The organism is Streptomyces sp. CY-1 (assembly GCF_047218265.1).
In the GTDB taxonomy this organism is placed as follows: domain Bacteria; phylum Actinomycetota; class Actinomycetes; order Streptomycetales; family Streptomycetaceae; genus Streptomyces; species Streptomyces niphimycinicus.
The window spans coordinates 6235403-6255113 of the sequence record NZ_CP178393.1; the positions used below are offsets into that span (position 1 = coordinate 6235403).

Below are 19711 nucleotides of genomic sequence, written 5' to 3' on the forward strand. Positions count from 1 at the left end.
GGATGGGACGACCTCCGGACACACGTAGGGCCCGGTTCATCGAACCGGGCCCTACGTTCTTCGCGGCGGTAGCGGTGGGATTTGAACCCACGGAGGAGTTGCCCCCTCACGCGCTTTCGAGGCGCGCTCCTTCGGCCGCTCGGACACGCTACCGAGGGAGAGCCTAGCGGACGGGTGGCCGGGAACCGAAATCGGTTCCGGGACGGAGCCGGGACGGACCCGGGCGCAGGGGTCAGGACTTGCGGAAGAAGGTGGTCAGGGGGGCCGCGCACGCCTCCGCCAGGACGCCCGCGATGACCTCGGGACGGTGGTTGAGGCGGCGGTCGCGGACGACGTCCCAAAGGGAGCCGACCGCGCCCGCCTTCTCGTCCACGGCGCCGTAGACCAGCCGGTCCAGGCGGGACAGGACGATCGCGCCGGCGCACATCGTGCACGGCTCCAGGGTGACCACCAGGGTGCAGCCGGTCAGCCGCCAGCCGCCGAGGTGGTGGGCGGCGGCTCGGAGGGCGAGGACCTCGGCGTGGGCCGTGGGGTCGCCGTGGGCCTCGCGCTCGTTGCGGCCGCGGCCGAGTACCGAGCCGTCCGGGCCCAGCACGACGGCGCCGACCGGCACATCTCCCGTCTCGGGTGCCCGTACCGCCTCCTCCAGCGCCAGGCGCATCGGGGCGCGCCAGGGATCGCGCAGGGGGTCGGGTTCGGGGCCGGGCAGGAGGCCGGTCAGCGGATCGGTCATGACGTCAGTGTGGATCGGTTTCGTGCGGATCGGTTCGGTTCGCGATTCGTATTGATCACTTGGATCAGTGTGGTGACGGGGTGGGTGGCATGGCTGCGGCGGTCAGCGCACCGCCTCCAGCCCCTCCATGCTGCAACCCAGCATCTCGGCGATCGATTCGAGGGCGTCCCCGTCGAGGGACTTCAGCTCCTTCTCGTCCATGCCGTAGTCGGCCAGGATGTCGGCGTCGCCGAGCGGGCCGAGCGGGACCGGGGCGTCGTCCGCGTCCTCGTCGTCCCGGTCCGGCTCGCCGTCCTCGGTGCCGTCCAGGTCGACCAGGCTGTCCAGATCGTCGTCGGGGTCCCGGCCGAGCAGCTCGTCGGTGAGCATCGAGCCGTACGAGGTGCGGGCGGCGGCTGCCGCGTCCGATACATAGATGTGCGGGTCGTCCTCGCCGTCCACACGGACGACGCCGAACCACGCGTCTTCGTGCTCGATGAAGGCCAAAACCGTGTCGTCGTCCTTGGAGGCCAGACGGGCCAGTTCGATCAGATCCGTCAGGGTTTCCACGTCATCGAGCTCTGTGTCGCTCGCTTCCCACCCTTCTGCGGTGCGCGCGAGCAATGCGGCGAAGTACACCGTGACTCTCCCACTGGTCATAGGCGTGCCGGGGGCGGGCGGGACAGTGTCCCGCCCCAATCGGAATCGTGGCAGAAACCGTCGCGTCGCGAGAGGTCTTCCACGCTGCGTCGTGCACCAGTCCAAAGAGATGTGGCTCACGCGGACGGAATCGAAACGCGCGGAAACCCCCTCCGGCGGTTCGGCGGAAGCCCACCAGGACTCACCAGGAAAAGGTCCGCATGTGTATCGCCCGGCGCATCCTGGCCTCGCGGGCCTGGCGGGGACGCACCCGGTTCCGCACCGCTCTGGCCTCGTTCAGCGCGCGCAGGAAGCGGTCGCGACGGCGGCGGCGTTCCGCGGAGGTTTCCTTCGCGGTCGCGTCGGCCATGGTCAATCACTCCTCGGGGCCGAGGTGTCGCCCGGGGGCACCCCGGGCGCTGCTGCCCACTTTCCCCCGAAACGGCGGTTTGATTCCAGTGCGGCGGCAGACGGTTGAGCGCGAGGGAGGCGCGCGGAGGGGGCGGACGGGGTCACCGGCGGCAGCCGGGCTCCGGAGGCTCGGTTAATGTCGTTGCCATGCGGATCCACGTCGTCGACCACCCGCTGGTGGCGCACAAACTCACCACGCTGCGCGACAAGCGCACCGACTCCCCCACCTTCCGGCGGCTCGCCGACGAGCTGGTGACCCTGCTCGCGTACGAGGCCACGCGCGATGTGCGCACCGAGCAGGTCGACATCCAGACCCCGGTGACGGCCACGACCGGAGTGCGGCTGTCCCATCCGCGCCCGATGGTCGTGCCGATCCTGCGGGCCGGTCTCGGGATGCTGGACGGCATGGTGCGGCTGCTGCCCACCGCGGAGGTCGGCTTCCTGGGCATGATCCGTGACGAGGAGACGCTCCAGGCGTCCACCTACGCCACGCGGATGCCCGAGGACCTCTCCGGCCGTCAGGTCTACGTCCTGGACCCGATGCTCGCCACCGGCGGGACGCTGGTCGCGGCGATCAGGGAGCTGATATCGCGGGGCGCCGACGATGTGACCGCGCTGTGTCTGCTGGCGGCGCCGCAGGGTGTCGAGCTGATGGAGCGCGAGCTGGCGGGCGCACCGGTGACGGTGGTGACCTCGTCCATCGACGAGCGGCTCAACGAGCAGGGGTACATCGTGCCCGGGCTCGGCGACGCGGGTGACCGGATGTACGGGAGCGCCGACTGAGCCCTGCTGGAAGCAGCGGCCCGGGGTGCTCGCACGCGAGCGGTCGGCGCCGGGTCAGCGGCAGGGCGATCCGGAGGGCGCGGGCGAGGGCTTGGCCAGGGCGGCCAGCGCCTTGTCGGCGTCCTTCTGCTTGACCAGGTCCTTGAAACTGTTGCCGATGATCAGGTCGATGTCCTTGCCGTTGCGCGCGTCGTTCTTGGTCCGGGCGCCGCTGAGCTGAGTGCCGAGCACATTGAAGGCCCCGTCGCCGGCGCCAGGGGCGCCGAGCAGCATCCCGGCGTTCTTGACCTTCTTGTCGTACTGCTCCGGGGCGTTGCCCACTTTCCCGATCTTGAAGCCGCGCTTCTCCAGCTCCTTCGCGGTGTCCTTGGCGAGGCCGGAGCGCGTGGTCGCGTTGTAGACGTTGACCGTGATCTGGGAGGGCTTCGGCAGTTTGCCGCCGGTACGGCCCTGCCGGCCGCCCTGTCCGCTCTGGCCGCTGTCGGACCGGCCGGACTTCGCCTTCTCGTCGGGGCGCTTGTCGCCGCGCTCGCAGTCCCCGGTGCCGTGCGCCGCGCGGACCGTCTGGCCGTCGCCGTCGCCGGAGAAGACGTCGATGAGCTGAAGTGTTCCCCAGCCGACCAGGCCGAGCGTCAGGACCGAGCCGAACCCGGCGAAGATCAGCCGCCGGCGGCTCCGGGGTCGGCTCATCCGCGGGTAGCGATCGCCCGTAATGCGGTACTTTCCGCCCATGCCGGGAGGGGTCAGCATGCTCATGAGCGCAGCGTAGTGCGGCCAGGTGGCGATGCCTACTAAATGATCAATGGTTGGTGCTCAGACCAACCCGAAAGGGTCAACAGAGATCGGAAGTCGATCAGCGGCGATCGGTCACCGGGGGTGCGGGCGCGGTCAGCCCTCGAGCTCCAGGACCCGTGCGTGCAGCACCTGGCGCTGCTGGAGCGCGGCGCGCACCGCCCGGTGCAGCCCGTCTTCCAGATAGAGGTCGCCCTGCCATTTCACGACATGGGCGAAGAGGTCCCCGTAGAACGTCGAGTCCTCCGCGAGCAGCGTCTCCAGGTCGAGCTGCTGCTTCGTCGTGACCAACTGGTCAAGACGTACCGGACGTGGGGCGACATCCGCCCACTGGCGGGTGCTTTCCCGTCCGTGGTCGGGATAGGGCCGACCGTTTCCGATGCGCTTGAAGATCACACGGAAAGCCTACCGGGCAAGCCGCTCCCGGCGCAGCCAAGGCGCCCGAGTGCCGGGCCGGGACCGATCTCCGCCGGGCTCGAAAAAACGGAAAAAATACTCAAAAGGGGCTAGGCGCTCAAAGGGCGCCGGAGTAACGTGAATAACAGCCTGCGGGGCGAGCGAGGGAGCTCGACCGGAGAGGCGCTCAGGACAGAGGACGTAAGTCCCCCGGAGCGTTTTCCTAGATGGCCGGGCTGAGAGGCTCGAAGGTCGGGGAGACCGGAGAGCGACCTCCACTACCTGATACGGACAATGCCGCCGAAGGGAGCCCACCTCGCAGGTTTTGTGCTGCCCGCGCACCATGGCCTCATGGCTGTTCCCGAGCGTCCTGTTCCCGGGCGTCCGCCGGAGCCGGATCGAGCGGTGGACGGCGCGCCGGAGCGCGCGCCGGAGCAGCGCCGCTGTCTGGTCACCGGGGCCACCGGCTATATCGGCGGCAGGCTGGTGCCCGAGCTGCTGGCCGCGGGGCATCAGGTGCGCTGCGTGGCCCGCTCGCCCGAGAAGCTGCGCGACCACCCCTGGGCGGGGCGGGTGGAGACCGTACGCGCCGATGTGACCGACGGGGAGTCCATCGGCGCCGCCATGGCGGGCGTGGACGTCGCGTACTACCTGGTCCACGCGCTGGGCACCGGACCCGGCTTCGAGGAGACCGACCGCCGCGCCGCCCGGATCTTCGGCGGCCGGGCCCGGGCCGCGGGGGTGCGCCGGATCGTCTATCTCGGCGGGCTGACCCCGCGCGGGGTCCCCGAGCACACGCTCTCGCCCCATCTGCGCTCCCGGGCCGAGGTGGGCCGGGTGCTGCTGGACTCCGGGGTACCGACGGCCGTTCTGCGGGCCGGGGTGATCGTCGGCTCCGGCTCGGCCTCGTTCGAGATGCTGCGCTATCTCACCGAGCGGCTGCCGGTGATGGTGACGCCCCGCTGGGTGCACACCCGCACCCAGCCGATCGCCGTCCGCGATGTGCTGCGGCTGCTGGTGGGCTGCGCCACGCTGCCGGACGAGGTGCACCGGACCTTCGACATCGGCGGCCCCGACGTCCTCACCTACCTGGACATGATGCGGCGGTACGCGGCGGTGACCGGGCTGCGGCGGCGTCTGGTCGCCCCGGTGCCGGTGCTCACCCCCAGGCTGTCCAGCCTGTGGGTCGGCCTGGTCACCCCCGTACCCGGTGCCATCGCCCGCCCGCTGGTGGAGTCGCTGCGCCATGAAGTGGTGTGCGCCGAACGGGGCATCGTCCGCTATGTGCCGGATCCGCCGGGCGGGCCGCTCGGCGTGGACCGGGCGCTGGAGCTGGCCCTGCGGCGGGTCCGCGACGCGAAGGTGGCCACCCGCTGGTCCTCCGCCGCCACCCCCGGCGCGTCGAGCGATCCGCTGCCCACCGACCCCGACTGGGCGGGCGGCAGCCTCTACCAGGACCGCCGCGTACGCGCGGTGGACGCCTCGCCGGAGGACGTCTGGCGGGTGGTGGAGGGGATCGGCGGGGAGAACGGGTGGTACTCGATGCCGCTCGCCTGGGCGCTGCGCGGCTGGATCGACACCCTGGTGGGCGGCGTCGGACTGCGCCGGGGCCGCCGGGACGCGGCGCACCTCAGAGTGGGGGACAGCCTCGACTTCTGGCGGGTGGAGGAGGTCCTGCCGCCCCGGTTGCTGCGGCTGCGGGCCGAGATGCGGCTGCCGGGCCTGGCCTGGCTGGAGATGACGGTCGGCCGGGACGCGCGAGGCCGGACGGTGTACCGGCAGCGGGCGCTGTTCCATCCGCGCGGCCTCGCCGGACACCTCTACTGGTGGTCGGTCGCGCCGTTCCACGCCCTCGTCTTCGGCGGGATGGCCCGCAACATCGCCGCCCGGGCCGAGAAGGACGTGGCCGGGACGGACACGGGCGGGACGGACGCGGCCGGGACGAGTTCGCCCGCGTCCCGCTCGCGGTCCTGAGCCCCGCCGTCGGCCCGGCCGGTCCCGGGCCGCTGAGCCCCGCCGTCACCGAGAACCGTTCGAGGGCCTGTTCGAGGACCCGTTCGGGGATGCCTTGGGCCGCAGTCCCTCCAGGGCGATCGGCAGATGCCGGGGCCCGCGCAGCACCGCGTTGCGCCGGTAGGTCGGCGGGTCCTCCAGCAGCCGGGGCTCATCCAGCCGCCGGGCCAGCTCGGTCAGCGCGATCTGCGCCTCCAGCCGGGCCAGCGGGGCGCCGAAACAACTGTGGATACCGCTGCCGAAGCCGAGGTGCTGGTTGTCCCTGCGCCGCGGATCGAACCGGTCGGGGTCGAGGAAGCGCTGCGGATCGCGGTTGCCCGAGGCCAGCAGCAGCCAGACGGACGCCCCCTCGGGGATGGTCACGCCCGCGATGTCGATCTCCGAGAGCGGGGTGCGCTGGGGCAGCATCTGCACCGGCGGATCGAACCGCAGCAGCTCCTCCACCAGCGGGACGACCAGATGGGGAGCCTTGCGCAGCCGGGCGAGCACATCGGGGTTGCGCAGCAGGGTCAGCATTCCGTTGGTGATGAGGTTGACGGTGGTCTCATGCCCCGCCACCAGCAGCAGCGCCGCGGTGCTCAGCAGTTCCACCCGGCTCATCCGCTCCTCCGGGCCCTGCCCGCTGACCAGGGCGGAGAGCATGTCGTCGCGGGGTGCGCGGCGGCGCTCCTCCATCAGCTCGGACAGATACATCGCCAGTTCGGTACGGGCCTGCCGGGTGATCCGGCGCCGCTCGGCGGCGTCCGCGTCCGGGTCGGGGTCCAGACTGGCGGCGAGGGTCTCGGCCCAGGAGTGGAAGCGCGGCTCGTCCTCCCGCGGCACCCCGAGCAGCCGGCAGATCACGGTCACCGGGAAGGGGTAGGAGAAGTGGTCGACGAGATCGATCCGGTCCCGGCCCTCGAAGCCGTCGATCAGCTCGCCGACGATACGGGTGAGTTCGCCGCGCATGGCGTGGAGCCGGCGCGGGGTGTGCGGCGGGCCGAAGGGCGCCATCGCGAGCCGGCGCAGCCGGTCGTGCTCGGGCGGGTCCAGCCGCAGGAAGCTGGGCGGCAGCCCCGGGTCGTCCTCCTCGACCAGCTCCGGGGCGGCCTCGGGATCCAGATTGCGCGCCTCGGAGCTGAGCCGGGGGTCGTGCAGCAGACCGTGGATCTCCCAGTAGGTGGAGACGATGTACGGGCCCTCCTCGTCGTGCACCACGGGCGTCTTGCGCAGCTCTGCGTAGATCGGGTACGGGTCGGCACGATGGGCGTAGTCGGTGATCTGCCGCGCGAGTGAGCCCTGCGTCTGCGTCATGGCTGAGTGAGTTCCTTCGTCGGGGTCGTCCCCCTGCTCAGCATCGGTGAGGCGGCCCGGGCCCGCGCGTACAGCCCGGCCAAAGGGGCGAACGCACGACCGGGGCCCGGGGGAGGAGGGGCGGCGGCGCGTCGCTCGCTACCATGTAGCGCCACGCGCCGGGCGCGTGCGGTGTGGAAGGAGACGGTGTGACGGACCACGACCGGACCGGCGGGCCGGGCTGGCCCCGCCGCCCCCGTCGGCGTGGCCAGGGCGAACTGGAGGCGCATGTGCTCGCGGCGCTGCGCCGGGCGCCGGGGCCGGTGACCGCCGCATGGGTGCAGGAGCGGATCGAGGGCGAGCTCGCCTACACCACGGTCATGACCATCCTGTCCCGGCTGCACGCCAAGCAGGCCGTGACCCGTGAACGCGCGGGCCGCTCCTTCGTCTGGCGGGCGGCGTCGGACGAGGCGGGGCTCGCGGCGCTGCGGATGCGCCGGGTGCTGGACGGCCAGGACGACCGTGAGGCGGTTCTGGCCAGCTTTGTGACCGGGCTGACCCAGGACGACGAGCGGCTGCTGCGCGACCTGCTGACCGATGTGGCGGAGGAGCCGGAGGACTGACCGATGGGTGTCTTCGTCTTCCTCCCGCTGGTTCTGCCCTTGACGGCGCTGCCGATCGCCCGGCTCGCCGAGCAGCATCTCCATCCGCGCACCGCCACCCGGCTGCTGACGCTCGTCGGCACCGTCCTTACGGTGTGCTCCACGCTGTGCCTGGGGCTGCTGATGGTCGTCGGTACGGCACAACTGCCGGGCAATCCGCTGCCGGACAGTTGGTCGGACCCCGAAGTACGGGCGGCGGTGCCCTGGGACGCGGTGGCCGGTAAGGCCGCGATCGGCGCCCTGGGGGCGGTGACCGTGTCCTGCACGGCCACCTGTCTGCGCCATGGACGGGTGCGGCGGGACGCCCGGCTCGCGCTCGCCGGGCTGCCGGAGTCACCGGTCGCGGTGCTGCCCGACGAGAAGGCGTACGCGTACGCGCTGCCCGGGACCTCCGGGCGGACCGGGAAACCGGGCCGGATCGTCGTCTCCACCGGGATGCTGGACAGCCTCAGCCCCCATGAGCGACGGGCCCTGATCGCGCATGAGCGCGCCCATCTGACCGCCCACCACCACCGCTATCTGCTGGCCGCACAGCTCGCGGCGCGGGCCAACCCGCTGCTGCGGCCGCTGCGGACCGCGGTGGACTACTGCGCCGAGCGCTGGGCGGACGAGGAGGCGGCCCGGGAGGTCGGCGACCGCCGGGTCATGGCACGGGCGGTCGGCAAGGCCGCCCTGGTCTCCCAGGGCACGCCGGGACCGGCCCTCGCCGGGTTCGCCGCGCCGGGGCCGGTGCCGCGGCGGGTCGCGGCGCTGCTGGGGCCGGTGCCGCCGTCCCGGCACTGGCCGCCGACGTGGACGGCGGCGGGGCTGGCCCTGTGGATCGCGGCGGTGGGCACGGCCGCGTCCGCCCTGTCGTCGGCGAACGCGGCGGTCGCCCTGGTCCTCGTCCTGCACGCCGCGACGCCGCTGTAGGACGCGCCTTACGGCTTGCGGCTAACGACTGCGGCCCTATGGCGTGCGCGCCCTCTTACGGCGTGCGGGGCCGCCTTACAGGTCGAACTCGGCCGGCGGGAGGTCCAGCGCGTAGCACGCCTCGCGGACCATGGCCTGCTCGGTCTTGTCGAAGTTGCCGTCGGCGCCACCGATGACGATGCCGATCTGGATCACGGCGCGCGCCTCGGCGGGCTTCTTCTTGGCCTTGGCGACCTCCTGCATCACGCTCACCTTGCCGAAGTCGAAGTCGACGGTGAGCTTGTTGAGGTAGTCGTTGAAGCGCCGCTGAAGATCGTCGGCCGGGAAGTTCTGTAGCACGTCATTGGTGGCGATGAGCTGGGCGACGCGCTGCCGCTCGGACGGCTCGACCGAGCCGTCCGCCGCCGCCACCAGGGCGCACATCGCCATGCTCGCGTCGCGGAACGCGCCGCTCTTCAAGTCGTTCTTCTTCTCGACGAGCTGAGTCTGCATCGTCTGGGCGGATTCCTTGATGCGGTCCCACAGGGCCATGGCCACTCACACTCCATAGGGTCGTTAGCATCTACAGTTGTGTAGAAGTTAGCAGGCGGGGTCGGTCAAGGCCGGGCGGATCGGCCCCTTTCATCGCTCTCTGAACTTTCCGAAGGGGTAAAGAAGTTCCCAAGCCGAGGAGGTGAAGGATGCGCTGGGCTGGGCGTAAACCGTCGTACGCGAGAGCTGAGCCTTTTCGGGCGAGGCGCGGCGGGCGCCACTATGGTGCGTGGAATGTTCCACTCCACAACCCTCCGCCGAAACCTGGTAAGAGGCGGGGTTTCCCCCGCAGGTTCCCCGGGAGGCCGTATGTGATGAACGTCTCCTCCTTACTGCCCGCGCGGCCGGCACCGACGGCCCCGCCCCCCGAGGCGGCACCGGCCTCGTCCTCCGCGCCGAAACAACGTGACGCGTTCTTCGACAACGCCAAGTACCTGGCGATCGTGCTGGTCGCGATGGGACATGCGTGGGAGCCCCTGCGGGGCGGCAGCAGAGCGGCGTCCGCGCTCTATATGACCGTCTACACGTTCCATATGCCGGCGTTCGTGCTCATCTCCGGCTACTTCTCGCGGAGTTTCGACTTCCGGCCGGACCGGGTCAAGCGCCTGATCACGGGGGTCGCCGTCCCGTACGTCCTCTTCGAGGTCGCGTACACCTTCTTCAAGCGGTGGGCGGGCGACGATCCGTCGTATCCGATCAGCCTGCTCGACCCCTGGTACCTGACCTGGTTCCTGATCGCGCTCTTCGTCTGGCGGCTGACCACGCCGCTGTGGCGGATCGCGCGGTGGCCGGTGGCGCTGGCTCTCCTCGTCGCCGCGTTCGCCGCCTGTTCACCGAATATCGGTGACGACCTCGATCTCCAGCGGGTGCTTCAGTTCCTGCCCTTCTTCGTGCTGGGGCTGCATCTGCGGCCGGAGCACTTCCGGATGATGCGGCGACGCGAGGTCAGACGGCTGTCCGTGCCGGTGGCCGCCGCCGCGGTGGTCTTCGCCTACTGGGCCGTGCCGCGGATGAACCCGGCGTGGCTCTACCGCCGGGACAGCGCGCAGGAACTCGGCGCGCCGTGGTGGGCCGGGCCGGTGATGACGTTCGCCCTCTTCGGCTGCTCCATGGTGCTCACCGTGTGCTTCCTCGCCTGGGTGCCCCGGCGCCGGATGTGGTTCACGGTGCTCGGCGCCGGGACGCTGTACGGCTATCTGCTGCACGGCTTCCTCGCCAAGGGCTCCCGCTTCTGGGACTGGTACGACCACCCGTGGCTGCACCGGCCGCTGGGGGAGATCGCGGTGACGGCGGCGGCGGTGGCCGTGGTGACCGCCCTGTGCACACCGCCCGTCCAGCGGATGTTCCGGTTCGCGATGGAGCCGCGGATGGAATGGGCCTTCCGGCCGACGGCGCGGTCCGGCGGCGGGGCCGCCGCCGACCGGCCCGGCAGCACCGAAAGGGCCCGGAAGGCGACGGTGTCCGCCTCCCGCTAGGCGTGGCGTCCGCCTCCCGTCAGGGGCGCTCACCGTGCCCCGTGGTGACCCGGCCAACGGCCCTTGCCACGGGGGGTGGTGAGCGGTGCGGTGAGCGGGGCAGGGTACCGGTCGCGCAGCGCATTCGTGTGACTAATGGGGCTTTTGGATAGGCCAGGAGTGGCATGGGTAACCCGTAGCCGACCCCGATCCGTAGCCGGACGGCTACGGACCACCGTCGCACGGAGAGGTGCCGGCCCAGCAGTGACACAGCCCTTTCGACTCCCCGAGTTCTATATGCCGTATCCGGCCCGGCTGAGCCCCCATGCCCAGGCGGCGCGGGAGCACTCCACCCGGTGGGCCCGCGCGATGGGAATGCTCGAGGGCTCGGGGATCTGGGAGCAGAAGGATCTCGACGCCCACGACTACGCCCTGCTGTGCGCGTACACCCACCCCGACTGTTCCGGCGCGGAGCTCTCGCTGATCACGGACTGGTATGTGTGGGTCTTCTTCTTCGACGACCACTTCCTGGAGACGTTCAAGCGCTCCCAGGACCGTGAAGCCGGTAAGGCGTATCTCGACCGGCTGCCCGCCTTCATGCCGATGGACCCGGCCGCCGGGACCCCCGAGCCCACCAACCCGGTCGAGGCGGGGCTCGCGGATCTATGGGCGCGGACGGTGCCCTCGATGTCGTCGGACTGGCGGGCCCGGTTCCGGGAGAGCACCGAGAATCTGCTCAACGAATCGCTCTGGGAGCTCTCGAACATCAACATCCACCGGGTCCCCAATCCGGTCGAGTACATCGAGATGCGCCGTAAGGTCGGCGGCGCGCCCTGGTCGGCCGGGCTGGTCGAGCATGCGGTGCGGGCCGAGGTGCCGGCGGTGATCGCCGGGTCGCGGCCGATGCGGGTGCTGCGCGACGCCTTCGCGGACGCGGTGCATCTGCGCAACGACCTGTTCTCCTACCAGCGGGAGATCGAGGACGAGGGCGAGCTCAGCAATGGCGTCCTGGTCCTGGAGACGTTCCTGTGCTGCACCACCCAGGAGGCGGCCGACTCCGTCAACGACCTGCTCACCTCACGGCTGCGGCAGTTCGAGGACACCGCGCTCACCGAGCTCGGCCCGCTCTTCGCCGAGCACGGCCTGGACCCGGTGGCCTGCGCGGGCGTTCTCGCCTACGTCAAGGGGCTCCAGGACTGGCAGTCCGGCGGCCATGAGTGGCATATGCGCTCCAGCCGCTATATGAACGGCGCGAACGAAGCGGGCGGCGCTCACGGCGCCGAGGAGGCGAGCGACACCGGCCAGGCGGCCATACCCGGGGCGTGGTCCCCCTTCGCGCTCAGCGGCCTCGGTGTCTCCGCGGCGAGCCTGCCGCTGACCACCGGCCGGGCGGAGGCGGCCAGGGCGCGCACATTCAGCCATGTCCCGTTCCAGAAGACCGGGCCGTCCCTGCTGCCGGACTTCTTCATGCCGTTTCCCCTCCGGCTGAGCGCACATCTGCCCGCCGCCCGCCGCCATCTGACCGACTGGGCACACCGGATGGGCATCCTCGAACCGCTCGAACCACGGCCCGGCGTCCCCGGTCCGCAGGTGGTCTGGGACGAGGAGCGGCTGCTCGCCGCCGATCTCCCGCTGTGCGCGGCGGGCATCCACCCGGACGGCTCCCTGGACGAGCTCGACCTGGCGTCGGGCTGGCTGACCTGGGGCACCTACGCGGACGACTACTATCCGGTGGTCTTCGGCCGCACCCACGACCTGGCCGGCGCCTGGGCGTGCAACGCCCGGCTGGGGGAGTTCATGCCGCTCGACGCGGGCCCCACCCCGGCCCCGGCGACCGCGCTGGAGCGGTCGCTGGCCGATCTGTGGGCCCGTACGGCGGGTCCGATGGAGGACTCGGCGCGCCGTGATCTGCGGCAGTCCATCGAGGACATGACCGCCAGTTGGCTGTGGGAGCTGGCCAACCAGACCAAGAACCGGATCCCCGACCCGGTCGACTACATCGAGATGCGCCGGCACACCTTCGGCTCCGCCCTCACCATGAGCCTGTGCCGACTGGCGCGCGGACGGCGGGTGCCGCCCGAGGTCTACCGCAGCGGCCCGGTCCGGTCGCTGGAGAACGCCGCCATGGACTACGCGACACTGCTGAACGACGTCTTCTCGTACCAGAAGGAGATCGAGTTCGAGGGCGAGGTCCACAACGGCGTTCTCGTCGTCCAGAACTTCTTCGACTGCGACTATCCGACCGGGGTCGCCGTCGTGAACGATCTGATGACGTCCCGGATGCGGCAGTTCCAGCATGTCGCGGAGCATGAGTTCCCCGTGCTCTACGACGACTTCGGCCTGGCGCCGGAGGCCCGGAGGGCGATGGACGGCTATGTGCGGGAGCTGCGCCACTGGATGACCGGGATCATGAACTGGCACCGGGAGGTCGCGCGCTACCGGGAGGCGGAGCTGCTCCGCGCCCAGCGGCGGCCGGTGGCGGCCGGGGCCGGAGCGGTGGCGGCCGGGCCCGGATCGGGGGCGCGGCCGGTGGCCCCGTGGCACGGGCCCACCGGGCTCGGCACCTCGGCCGCGCGGATTCCGGTGCCCGCCGGGGCAGCCGGAGCACGTCCGTAAGGATCTCGGAACCGACCGCCCCGCCTTGTCCCCTTGGCTTCCTTGTCCGGGTGGCTCTTCCCTCGACCGGCCGCTTCCCGAACCATGGGGGTGCTGTCCCGGGCCCCGTAAGGAAGGGCCCCGCAAGGAAGGGGAGCGACCGTGACGACGGGAAGGCGAGCGACCGTGACGACGACGGATGACGACCTCTGCTTCAGGACCGCGCTGGACCTCGGCCGCCTGCTGCGCACCCGCGAGCTGTCCGCTCGCGAACTGCTCGAGGCCCATCTGGCCCGTATCGAACGGGTCAACCCCGCCGTCAACGCGATCGTCACCCTCGTCGCGGACCGGGCCCGCGAGGCCGCCGAACGGGCCGATGAGCGGATCGCGGCGGGCGAGGAGCTGGGGCCGCTGCACGGGTTGCCCATCGCCCACAAGGACACCCACAACACCGCGGGCATCCGCACCACCCATGGCTCACCGCTCGCCGACGGCGTGCCCGACCGGGACGATCTGCTGATCGAACGGATCCGGGCCGCCGGGGCGATCACCATCGGCAAGACCAACGTGCCCGAGTTCGGGGCCGGTTCGCACACCTTCAACCCGATTTTCGGCGCCACCCACAACCCGTACGACCTGGGCCGCAGCGCGGGCGGCAGCAGCGGGGGCGCGGCGGCCGCGCTGGCCTCCGGCATGATCCCGATCGCGGACGGCAGCGACACCGGCGGTTCGCTGCGCAACCCCGCCTCGTTCTGCAATGTCGTGGGCCTGCGCCCGTCGCCCGGACGCGTCCCCGGCTGGCCCGCGGCGACCGCTTGGGGCACCCTCGCCGTCAAGGGGCCGATGGCCCGCACCGTGGCCGACACCGCCCTGCTGCTGTCCGCCATCGCCGGACCCGACGCACGGTCGCCGATCGCCGTGGAGGAGCCCGGCGCCCGCTTCGCCCGCCCCCTGGACCGCGATCTGACGGGGCTGCGGGTGGGCTGGTCGCCGGATCTCGGGGGCCTGGTGCCGGTCGAGCCCGAGGTGGCCGCGGCGGTCGAGTCGGCGGTGGAGGTCTTCGACGACCTCGGCTGCGTCGTGGAGCGGGCCTGCCCGGACCTGACCGAGGCCGAGGAGGTCTTCCGTACGCTGCGCGCCTCGATGTTCGAGGTCGCCTTCGGCACGCTCATGGACCGCCACCCCGACGGTCTGAAGCAGACCATCCGGGAGAACACCGAGGAAGGGCGCAAGCTCAGCGGGCCGGACGTCGCCCGCGCGGAGATGCTGCACACCCAGCTCTACCACCGCGTCCGGGAGTTCTTCGGCCGCTATGACGTGCTGCTGCTCCCGGTGAGCCAGGTGCTGCCCTTCGACGTCGGCATCGAGTATCCGACCGAGGTCGCCGGGGTGGCCATGGACGACTATCTGGACTGGATGCGCTCGGCGTATCTGATCAGCTCGACCGGCAGTCCGGCGCTGTCCGTACCGGCCGGGTTCACGCACGGCGGGCTTCCGGTCGGGGTGCAGATCGTCGGACCGCACCGGGCGGACTTCGCGGTCCTCCAGGTCGGCCACGCCTTCGAGCAGGCCACCGGGCACTGGCGGCGGCGCCCGGCGGGCATCGGGTGACCAAGGGGGCGCACGAGGGCGGCGGGACGGTGCGGCGCCCGGCCGCTACCGCCGACGATGGCGTTCCACCCGGTCCACTCATGGGAAGGAGCACATTCGTGCCCTCTGCCACCGGCCCGTCCCGCCCACCCCGCAGCGCCCTCGTCATCGGCGCGGGCATGGTCGGCCTCGCCACCGCCTGGTCGCTGCGGAACCACGGCGTCGAGGTCACCGTCGTGGAGCGGCGTCACCCCGCGGCCGGGGCGTCCTGGGGGAACGCCGGCTGGCTGTCCCCGGCCCTGACGCTGCCGCTGCCCGAACCGGCCGCCCTCCGCTACGGGCTGCGCGGCCTCGTCTCCCCCGCGTCGCCCGTCTACATACCGCCCCGGCCCGATCCCCGGCTCGCCCGCTTTCTGCTCTCCTTCACCCGGAACTGCACCCCGCGCCGCTGGCGGGTCCTGGCCGCCACCTTCGCCACGCTGAGCCGCCATGCGCTGGACGCGTACGACGCCCTCGCGGCGGACGGCGTCGCCGAGCCGACCCGGCCCGCCGAACCCTGTCTGCTCGCCTTCCGCACCGCGGCCGAGCGCACCGCGCTGGTCGAGGAGCTGGAGCAGGCCCGCGCGGCCGGTTTCTCGATCGCGTACCAGCAGATCGACGGGGACCGGGCCCGCGAGCTGGAGCCGACGCTCGGCGACGGCATCGGCGCGGCCGTCGAACTCCACGGCCAGCGCTATCTGAACCCGGGGAACTTCGTCCGCGCGCTGGCCGACGCGGTGCGCGAGCGCGGCGGCGAGATCCTGGATCGGACGGAGGTGTCCGGAATCCGGGACCTGGGGCGGAGCGTGGCCGTCACCACCTCCCGGGGCCAACTCCGCGCGGATGTCGCCGTCGTGGCCACCGGCGCCTGGCTGGACGGGCTGGTCCGGCCGTTCGGGGTCCGGGTGCCGGTCCAGGCGGGACGCGGCTACAGCTTCAGTGTGCCGGCCGAGGGCGCCCCCACCCGCCCCACGTATCTGGCCGCCCAGAAAGTCGTCTGCACCCCGCTGGGCGAGGGCCGGGTGCGGGTCGCCGGGATGATGGAACTGGCGCCGGTGGAACGGCCGCTGGACCCGCGCCGGATCCAGGCGATCACCGCGGCGGCCCGTCCGCTGCTGCCCGGCATCGACTGGGACGCCCGTACGGACACCTGGGTCGGCGCCCGCCCCTGCACCCCCGACGGACTGCCGCTGATCGGCCCGACCGCCTCGGCGCGCGTCTACGTCAACGGCGGCCACGGCATGTGGGGCGTGGCCCTCGGCCCGCTCAGCGGGCGGCTGCTTGCCGACGCGATCGCGACCGGCACCTCCCCGGCCGAACTGGCCCCGCTGCATCCGCTGCGCTGATCCGCGGCCCGCCGATCTCATAGATTTTGCTCATCCGGTCATAACGGGAGCAAGCTGGATGTATGGGTGTTCAAGCGGCGCCTACGTTGATCACATCCGTACAGCGGGCCTTCCGGCTGATGGAGGCGGTGGGCGCGCATGAGGGCGGTGCGCCGGCCAAGCGGCTCGCACGCGAGACGGGGCTGCCGCTGGCGACCACGTACCACCTGCTGCGGACGCTGGTCCACGACGGCTATGTGCACCGGCTGGACGACGGCGGTTTCGTGATCGGCGACAAGCTGCGCACCCTCGAGTCCGGAAGCCGGGAGCAGGCGCTGCTCGCCCGGGTCCGGCCCACCCTGACCGCGCTGCGCGACGAGCTCTCCGCCGCCGCCTACCTCACCTTCTACGACGAGGGCGAGATCCGGATCGTGGACATCGTCGACGGCCCGCAGACGCCCCGGGTCGATCTCTGGGTGGGGTGCGAGGACGCCGGGCACGCCACCGCGCTGGGCAAATGCGTACTGCGCGAGCTGGACGACGACGCCCGCTATGACTATCTGTCCCGCCATCCGCTCGTCGATCTCACCCCGCGCACCGTCACCCGCTCCGACGATCTGCTGCGCCGGCTGGACTCCCCGACCGGCAGCCCGCTGGTCGCGGACCTGGAGGAGTACGCCCTGGGCACGGTCTGCTTCGCGGTGCCCATCCGCTGCGGGGACCGGCTCGGCTCGCTCGGGATCTCGCTGCCGGCGGACCGGCTGGCCCGGCTGGCGAGGATGGATCCGCACCGTGAGCTGTTCCGGACCCACCTGGTCCCGACGGCGAACCGGGTGAGCAGGCACCTCTCGCTCACTATCTGAAAACGCGGCACTTGCCGAACCTATGGAATCGCTGTTTCTCTGGATGTATCGGACATCTCCGGTATCACTTGTCTCCAGTGGAAGAGAGCAGCGAAGCAGGTCATGTTTCCGGCCCGACTCCGCCCGTCCGACCCTGATCAACTGGTCGGCCGTCGGCATTTCGCCCCTGCGGTCCCCGTACTCATCGTCTGTGCGGTGGCCCTGCTGGCCCTCATCACCTCGGAGGGGCTGGCCTGGCTCCCCCTCCTCGCCGTCGGTCCAGCGCTGGCCGCCGCCCAATCCGGACCGTACGGGGTGATACGCATCGGGTTGCTCGCCGTGGCGGTGGGCGCGTTCCTGGGCATCCAGGGCGCGGAGCCGCTGCGCACCCAGGCGATCCTGCTGGCCACACCCGCCGCCGTATCCCTGGCGAGCTGCGGGGCCAGCGCCCTGCGCATACGCCGGGAGCGGGTTCTCGCCGCCGTCCGCTCGGTCGCCGAGGCCGCCCAGAACGCCCTGCTGAAGCCGGTGCCCGCCCGGGTCGGCCAGTTCCAGGTGGCCGTCCGGTACAGCGCCGCTGCCGCCGAGGCACGGGTGGGCGGCGATCTTTACGCCCTGCTGCCCACCCCGTACGGGGTCCGGCTGATCGTCGGCGATGTGCGCGGCAAGGGGCTGCCCGCGGTGAGCACCGCCGCGTTGGTGCTCGGCGTCTTCCGCGAGGCCGCCTACGACGAGCCCGATCTGCTCGACGTCGTCGCCCGGATCGAGCGCAGCCTGTCCCGCAACCTGGCGCCCGACGACTTCGTCACCGCCGTGGTCGCCGGATACCCCAGCGACGGCCGGATGGAGCTGGTCAACTGCGGACACGCCCCGCCACTGCTGGTCGGCGAGTCCGGCGTCATCGCCGTCGAGCCCACCCGCCCGGCCCCGCCGCTCGGGCTGGCCTCCCTGGGCGGCGATCTGCCGAGCCTCCAGGTCGTGCCGTTCGCCGGCGGGGACCAGCTCCTGCTCTACACCGACGGGGTCATCGAGGCGCGGGACCGCGGCCGGGAGTACTTCCCGCTGCTGGAGCGGGTGCCGCGGCACGTCTGCGACGAGCCGTCCCGCACCCTCGCCTCGCTCCACGACGAACTGCTGACCCATGTGGGCGGGCGGCTCCACGACGACGCGGCGCTGCTGCTGCTCCGCAAGCCGGTGCTGGGCGCGGTGCGCGCGGCGGCAGACTTGCCGTCGGCGTCGTCGGCGTGAGCCGTATGCCGTCGGTGTGAGCTGTGCCCTCTGGCGCGACCCGCTCAGACGACGCCCTGGGCGGCCATCGCCTCCGCCACCCGCACGAATCCGGCGGCGTTCGCGCCCAGTGCGTAGTCGTCGGGCGAGCAGTCGTAGCGGTCGGCGGTGGTGCGGCACAGGGTGTGGACCTCGGTCATGACGGCCGCGAGGCGGGCCTCGGTCTGGGCGAAGGTCCACCGCTCGCGGGAGGCGTTCTGCTGCATCTCCAGGGCGGAGGTGGCCACGCCGCCCGCGTTGGCCGCCTTACCGGGGCCGAAGAGCACATCGGCCTCCCGGAAGATCTCGATCGCCGCCGGGGTGCAGGGCATGTTGGCGCCCTCGGCCACGGCCAGTACACCGTTCTTGACCAGGGCGATCGCGCTCTGCTCGGTCAGCTCGTTCTGGGTCGCGCAGGGCAGCGCGACCTCGCAGGGCACCTCGAAGACCGAACCCCGGCCGGAGAAGACGGCGCCCGGCTTGGCGGCGGCATAGGCGGCGATCCGCTCCCGGCGGACCTCCTTGATCTCCTTGAGCAGGGCGAGGTCGATCCCGTCCGGGTCGACCACATGGCCACAGGAGTCGGAGGCGGCCACCACCCGCCCGCCGAGTGCGTGGACCTTCTCGATGGCGTAGAGGGCCACATTGCCGGATCCGGAGATGACGACCGTAAGGCCGTCGAGATCCTTCTTACGGGTGCGCAGCATCTCCTGGGCGAAGTGGACGGTGCCGTACCCGGTGGCCTCGGTACGCGCGGGTGAACCGCCCCAGCCGACCGGCTTACCGGTCAGCACACCGGCCTCGAAGCGGTTGGCGATCCGCTTGTACTGGCCGAAGAGGTAGCCGATCTCCCGGGCGCCCACCCCGATGTCCCCGGCGGGCACATCGGTGTGCTCGCCGAGGTGGCGGTACAGCTCGGTCATGAAGGACTGGCAGAACCGCATCACCTCGCCGTCCGAGCGCCCCTTGGGGTCGAAGTCCGCACCGCCCTTGCCGCCGCCGATGGCCAGGCCGGTCAGCGCGTTCTTGAAGATCTGCTCGAAGCCGAGGAACTTCACGATGCCCAGATTGACGCTGGGGTGGAAGCGCAGGCCGCCCTTGTAGGGGCCCAGGGCGCTGTTGAACTCCACCCGGAAGCCTCGGTTGACCTGCACCTCGCCGTCGTCGTCCACCCAGGGCACCCGGAAGACGAGCTGCCGCTCCGGTTCGCACAGCCGCTCCACGATCCGGGCGTCCAGATACTCCGGGTGCGCGCCGAGCACGGGGGCGAGGGTCGGCAGCACCTCGCGCGCCGCCTGGTGGAACTCGGACTCCCCGGGGTTGCGGTGCACGATCTGCGCGTAGACGGCCTCGATGCGGGCGCTGACATCCATGGGTGGCTGATGCCTCTCTGTTGTCTTCTGTCTCAAATGCCGGTCCTGTGGGGATGTCCAGGATCTTGTCCCCGGCGGGGTTCACCACGGCGGCGCGCCCAGGG

Annotated in this window: 18 protein-coding genes and 1 tRNA gene; 10 read left to right on the forward strand and 9 right to left on the reverse strand. The window is 71.6% G+C overall.

Annotation, left to right across the window (positions count from 1 at the left end; translation table 11 throughout):
- Positions 1 to 66: 66 nt before the first annotated feature.
- The 4 genes from ACK1X7_RS26890 to ACK1X7_RS26905 form a co-directional block, all read right to left on the reverse strand.
- Positions 67 to 153 (reverse strand) — tRNA-Ser (locus ACK1X7_RS26890).
- A 79-nt stretch (positions 154 to 232) separates the two neighbouring features.
- Positions 233 to 733: a tRNA adenosine(34) deaminase TadA gene (gene tadA / locus ACK1X7_RS26895; RefSeq protein ID WP_059148221.1), complete on the reverse strand. Its 501-nt coding sequence runs from the start codon at positions 731 to 733 to the stop codon at positions 233 to 235.
- 102 nt (positions 734 to 835) lie between these two features.
- Positions 836 to 1372 carry a hypothetical protein gene (locus ACK1X7_RS26900; protein ID WP_185930066.1) on the reverse strand — a complete coding sequence of 179 codons (537 nt, stop codon included), beginning with the start codon at positions 1370 to 1372 and terminating at the stop codon, positions 836 to 838.
- A 181-nt stretch (positions 1373 to 1553) separates the two neighbouring features.
- Positions 1554 to 1721 (reverse strand): hypothetical protein, encoded by a 168-nt coding sequence (locus tag ACK1X7_RS26905; protein WP_361495206.1) that lies wholly within the window; start codon positions 1719 to 1721, stop codon positions 1554 to 1556.
- A 188-nt stretch (positions 1722 to 1909) separates the two neighbouring features.
- Here ACK1X7_RS26905 and upp point away from each other — a divergent pair, with 188 nt between their 5' ends.
- A complete protein-coding gene (gene upp, locus ACK1X7_RS26910; protein ID WP_413115739.1) occupies positions 1910 to 2545 on the forward strand; it encodes a uracil phosphoribosyltransferase in 636 nt (211 codons plus the stop codon).
- Positions 2546 to 2599: 54 nt separating this feature from the next.
- Here the strand turns inward: upp and ACK1X7_RS26915 are convergent, their stop codons facing one another.
- Together ACK1X7_RS26915 and ACK1X7_RS26920 are read right to left on the reverse strand one after the other, a co-directional pair.
- The gene (locus ACK1X7_RS26915; RefSeq protein WP_385145180.1) at positions 2600 to 3301 is read right to left on the reverse strand and encodes a LytR C-terminal domain-containing protein; all 702 of its coding nucleotides are present in this window, start codon (positions 3299 to 3301) and stop codon (positions 2600 to 2602) included.
- A gap of 132 nt (positions 3302 to 3433) precedes the next feature.
- Positions 3434 to 3733: a type II toxin-antitoxin system VapB family antitoxin gene (locus ACK1X7_RS26920; protein WP_014061825.1), complete on the reverse strand. Its 300-nt coding sequence runs from the start codon at positions 3731 to 3733 to the stop codon at positions 3434 to 3436.
- A gap of 351 nt (positions 3734 to 4084) precedes the next feature.
- Here ACK1X7_RS26920 and ACK1X7_RS26925 point away from each other — a divergent pair, with 351 nt between their 5' ends.
- Entirely contained in the window at positions 4085 to 5707 is a 1623-nt protein-coding gene (locus ACK1X7_RS26925) for an SDR family oxidoreductase (protein ID WP_413115740.1), read from the forward strand.
- A 45-nt stretch (positions 5708 to 5752) separates the two neighbouring features.
- Here the strand turns inward: ACK1X7_RS26925 and ACK1X7_RS26930 are convergent, their stop codons facing one another.
- A complete protein-coding gene (locus ACK1X7_RS26930) occupies positions 5753 to 7039 on the reverse strand; it encodes a cytochrome P450 (protein ID WP_413115741.1) in 1287 nt (428 codons plus the stop codon).
- 188 nt (positions 7040 to 7227) lie between these two features.
- Between ACK1X7_RS26930 and ACK1X7_RS26935 the strand changes: the two genes are divergently transcribed.
- Positions 7228 to 7641: a BlaI/MecI/CopY family transcriptional regulator gene (locus ACK1X7_RS26935; RefSeq protein ID WP_216345591.1), complete on the forward strand. Its 414-nt coding sequence runs from the start codon at positions 7228 to 7230 to the stop codon at positions 7639 to 7641.
- A gap of 3 nt (positions 7642 to 7644) precedes the next feature.
- Positions 7645 to 8592 carry a M56 family metallopeptidase gene (locus ACK1X7_RS26940; protein WP_385145174.1) on the forward strand — a complete coding sequence of 316 codons (948 nt, stop codon included), beginning with the start codon at positions 7645 to 7647 and terminating at the stop codon, positions 8590 to 8592.
- A gap of 75 nt (positions 8593 to 8667) precedes the next feature.
- Here the strand turns inward: ACK1X7_RS26940 and ACK1X7_RS26945 are convergent, their stop codons facing one another.
- A complete protein-coding gene (locus ACK1X7_RS26945) occupies positions 8668 to 9123 on the reverse strand; it encodes a tellurite resistance TerB family protein (protein WP_216348153.1) in 456 nt (151 codons plus the stop codon).
- 314 nt (positions 9124 to 9437) lie between these two features.
- Here ACK1X7_RS26945 and ACK1X7_RS26950 point away from each other — a divergent pair, with 314 nt between their 5' ends.
- The 6 genes from ACK1X7_RS26950 to ACK1X7_RS26975 all read left to right on the forward strand — a co-directional run bounded on the left by ACK1X7_RS26950 (position 9438) and on the right by ACK1X7_RS26975 (position 18216).
- Complete coding sequence (locus ACK1X7_RS26950; protein WP_390793967.1) at positions 9438 to 10598, forward strand: acyltransferase family protein; 1161 nt, start codon at positions 9438 to 9440, stop codon at positions 10596 to 10598.
- 243 nt (positions 10599 to 10841) lie between these two features.
- On the forward strand, positions 10842 to 13193 hold the full coding sequence (locus ACK1X7_RS26955) for a terpene synthase family protein (protein ID WP_413115742.1): 2352 nt from the start codon (positions 10842 to 10844) through the stop codon (positions 13191 to 13193).
- A gap of 165 nt (positions 13194 to 13358) precedes the next feature.
- The gene (locus ACK1X7_RS26960) at positions 13359 to 14783 is read left to right on the forward strand and encodes an amidase (protein ID WP_413115743.1); all 1425 of its coding nucleotides are present in this window, start codon (positions 13359 to 13361) and stop codon (positions 14781 to 14783) included.
- Between the two features lie 98 nt (positions 14784 to 14881).
- A complete protein-coding gene (locus ACK1X7_RS26965; RefSeq protein WP_413115744.1) occupies positions 14882 to 16147 on the forward strand; it encodes an NAD(P)/FAD-dependent oxidoreductase in 1266 nt (421 codons plus the stop codon).
- A gap of 62 nt (positions 16148 to 16209) precedes the next feature.
- A complete protein-coding gene (locus ACK1X7_RS26970) occupies positions 16210 to 16989 on the forward strand; it encodes an IclR family transcriptional regulator (protein ID WP_385145164.1) in 780 nt (259 codons plus the stop codon).
- Positions 16990 to 17091: 102 nt separating this feature from the next.
- Complete coding sequence (locus ACK1X7_RS26975) at positions 17092 to 18216, forward strand: PP2C family protein-serine/threonine phosphatase (protein WP_385145162.1); 1125 nt, start codon at positions 17092 to 17094, stop codon at positions 18214 to 18216.
- A 44-nt stretch (positions 18217 to 18260) separates the two neighbouring features.
- Here the strand turns inward: ACK1X7_RS26975 and gdhA are convergent, their stop codons facing one another.
- Positions 18261 to 19607: an NADP-specific glutamate dehydrogenase gene (gene gdhA / locus ACK1X7_RS26980; protein WP_385145160.1), complete on the reverse strand. Its 1347-nt coding sequence runs from the start codon at positions 19605 to 19607 to the stop codon at positions 18261 to 18263.
- Positions 19608 to 19711 lie beyond the last annotated feature (104 nt).

Coding starts and splice junctions, on each gene's coding strand:
- ACK1X7_RS26940 (WP_385145174.1), top strand. CDS start 7,645: ATGGGTGTCTTCGTCTTCCTCCCGCTGGTTCTGCCCTTGACGGCGCTG.
- ACK1X7_RS26915 (WP_385145180.1), bottom strand. CDS start 3,301: ATGAGCATGCTGACCCCTCCCGGCATGGGCGGAAAGTACCGCATTACG.
- ACK1X7_RS26945 (WP_216348153.1), bottom strand. CDS start 9,123: ATGGCCCTGTGGGACCGCATCAAGGAATCCGCCCAGACGATGCAGACT.
- ACK1X7_RS26925 (WP_413115740.1), top strand. CDS start 4,085: ATGGCTGTTCCCGAGCGTCCTGTTCCCGGGCGTCCGCCGGAGCCGGAT.
- tadA (WP_059148221.1), bottom strand. CDS start 733: ATGACCGATCCGCTGACCGGCCTCCTGCCCGGCCCCGAACCCGACCCC.
- ACK1X7_RS26970 (WP_385145164.1), top strand. CDS start 16,210: ATGGGTGTTCAAGCGGCGCCTACGTTGATCACATCCGTACAGCGGGCC.
- ACK1X7_RS26900 (WP_185930066.1), bottom strand. CDS start 1,372: ATGACCAGTGGGAGAGTCACGGTGTACTTCGCCGCATTGCTCGCGCGC.
- ACK1X7_RS26950 (WP_390793967.1), top strand. CDS start 9,438: ATGAACGTCTCCTCCTTACTGCCCGCGCGGCCGGCACCGACGGCCCCG.
- gdhA (WP_385145160.1), bottom strand. CDS start 19,607: ATGGATGTCAGCGCCCGCATCGAGGCCGTCTACGCGCAGATCGTGCAC.
- upp (WP_413115739.1), top strand. CDS start 1,910: ATGCGGATCCACGTCGTCGACCACCCGCTGGTGGCGCACAAACTCACC.
- ACK1X7_RS26905 (WP_361495206.1), bottom strand. CDS start 1,721: ATGGCCGACGCGACCGCGAAGGAAACCTCCGCGGAACGCCGCCGCCGT.
- ACK1X7_RS26975 (WP_385145162.1), top strand. CDS start 17,092: ATGTTTCCGGCCCGACTCCGCCCGTCCGACCCTGATCAACTGGTCGGC.
- ACK1X7_RS26930 (WP_413115741.1), bottom strand. CDS start 7,039: ATGACGCAGACGCAGGGCTCACTCGCGCGGCAGATCACCGACTACGCC.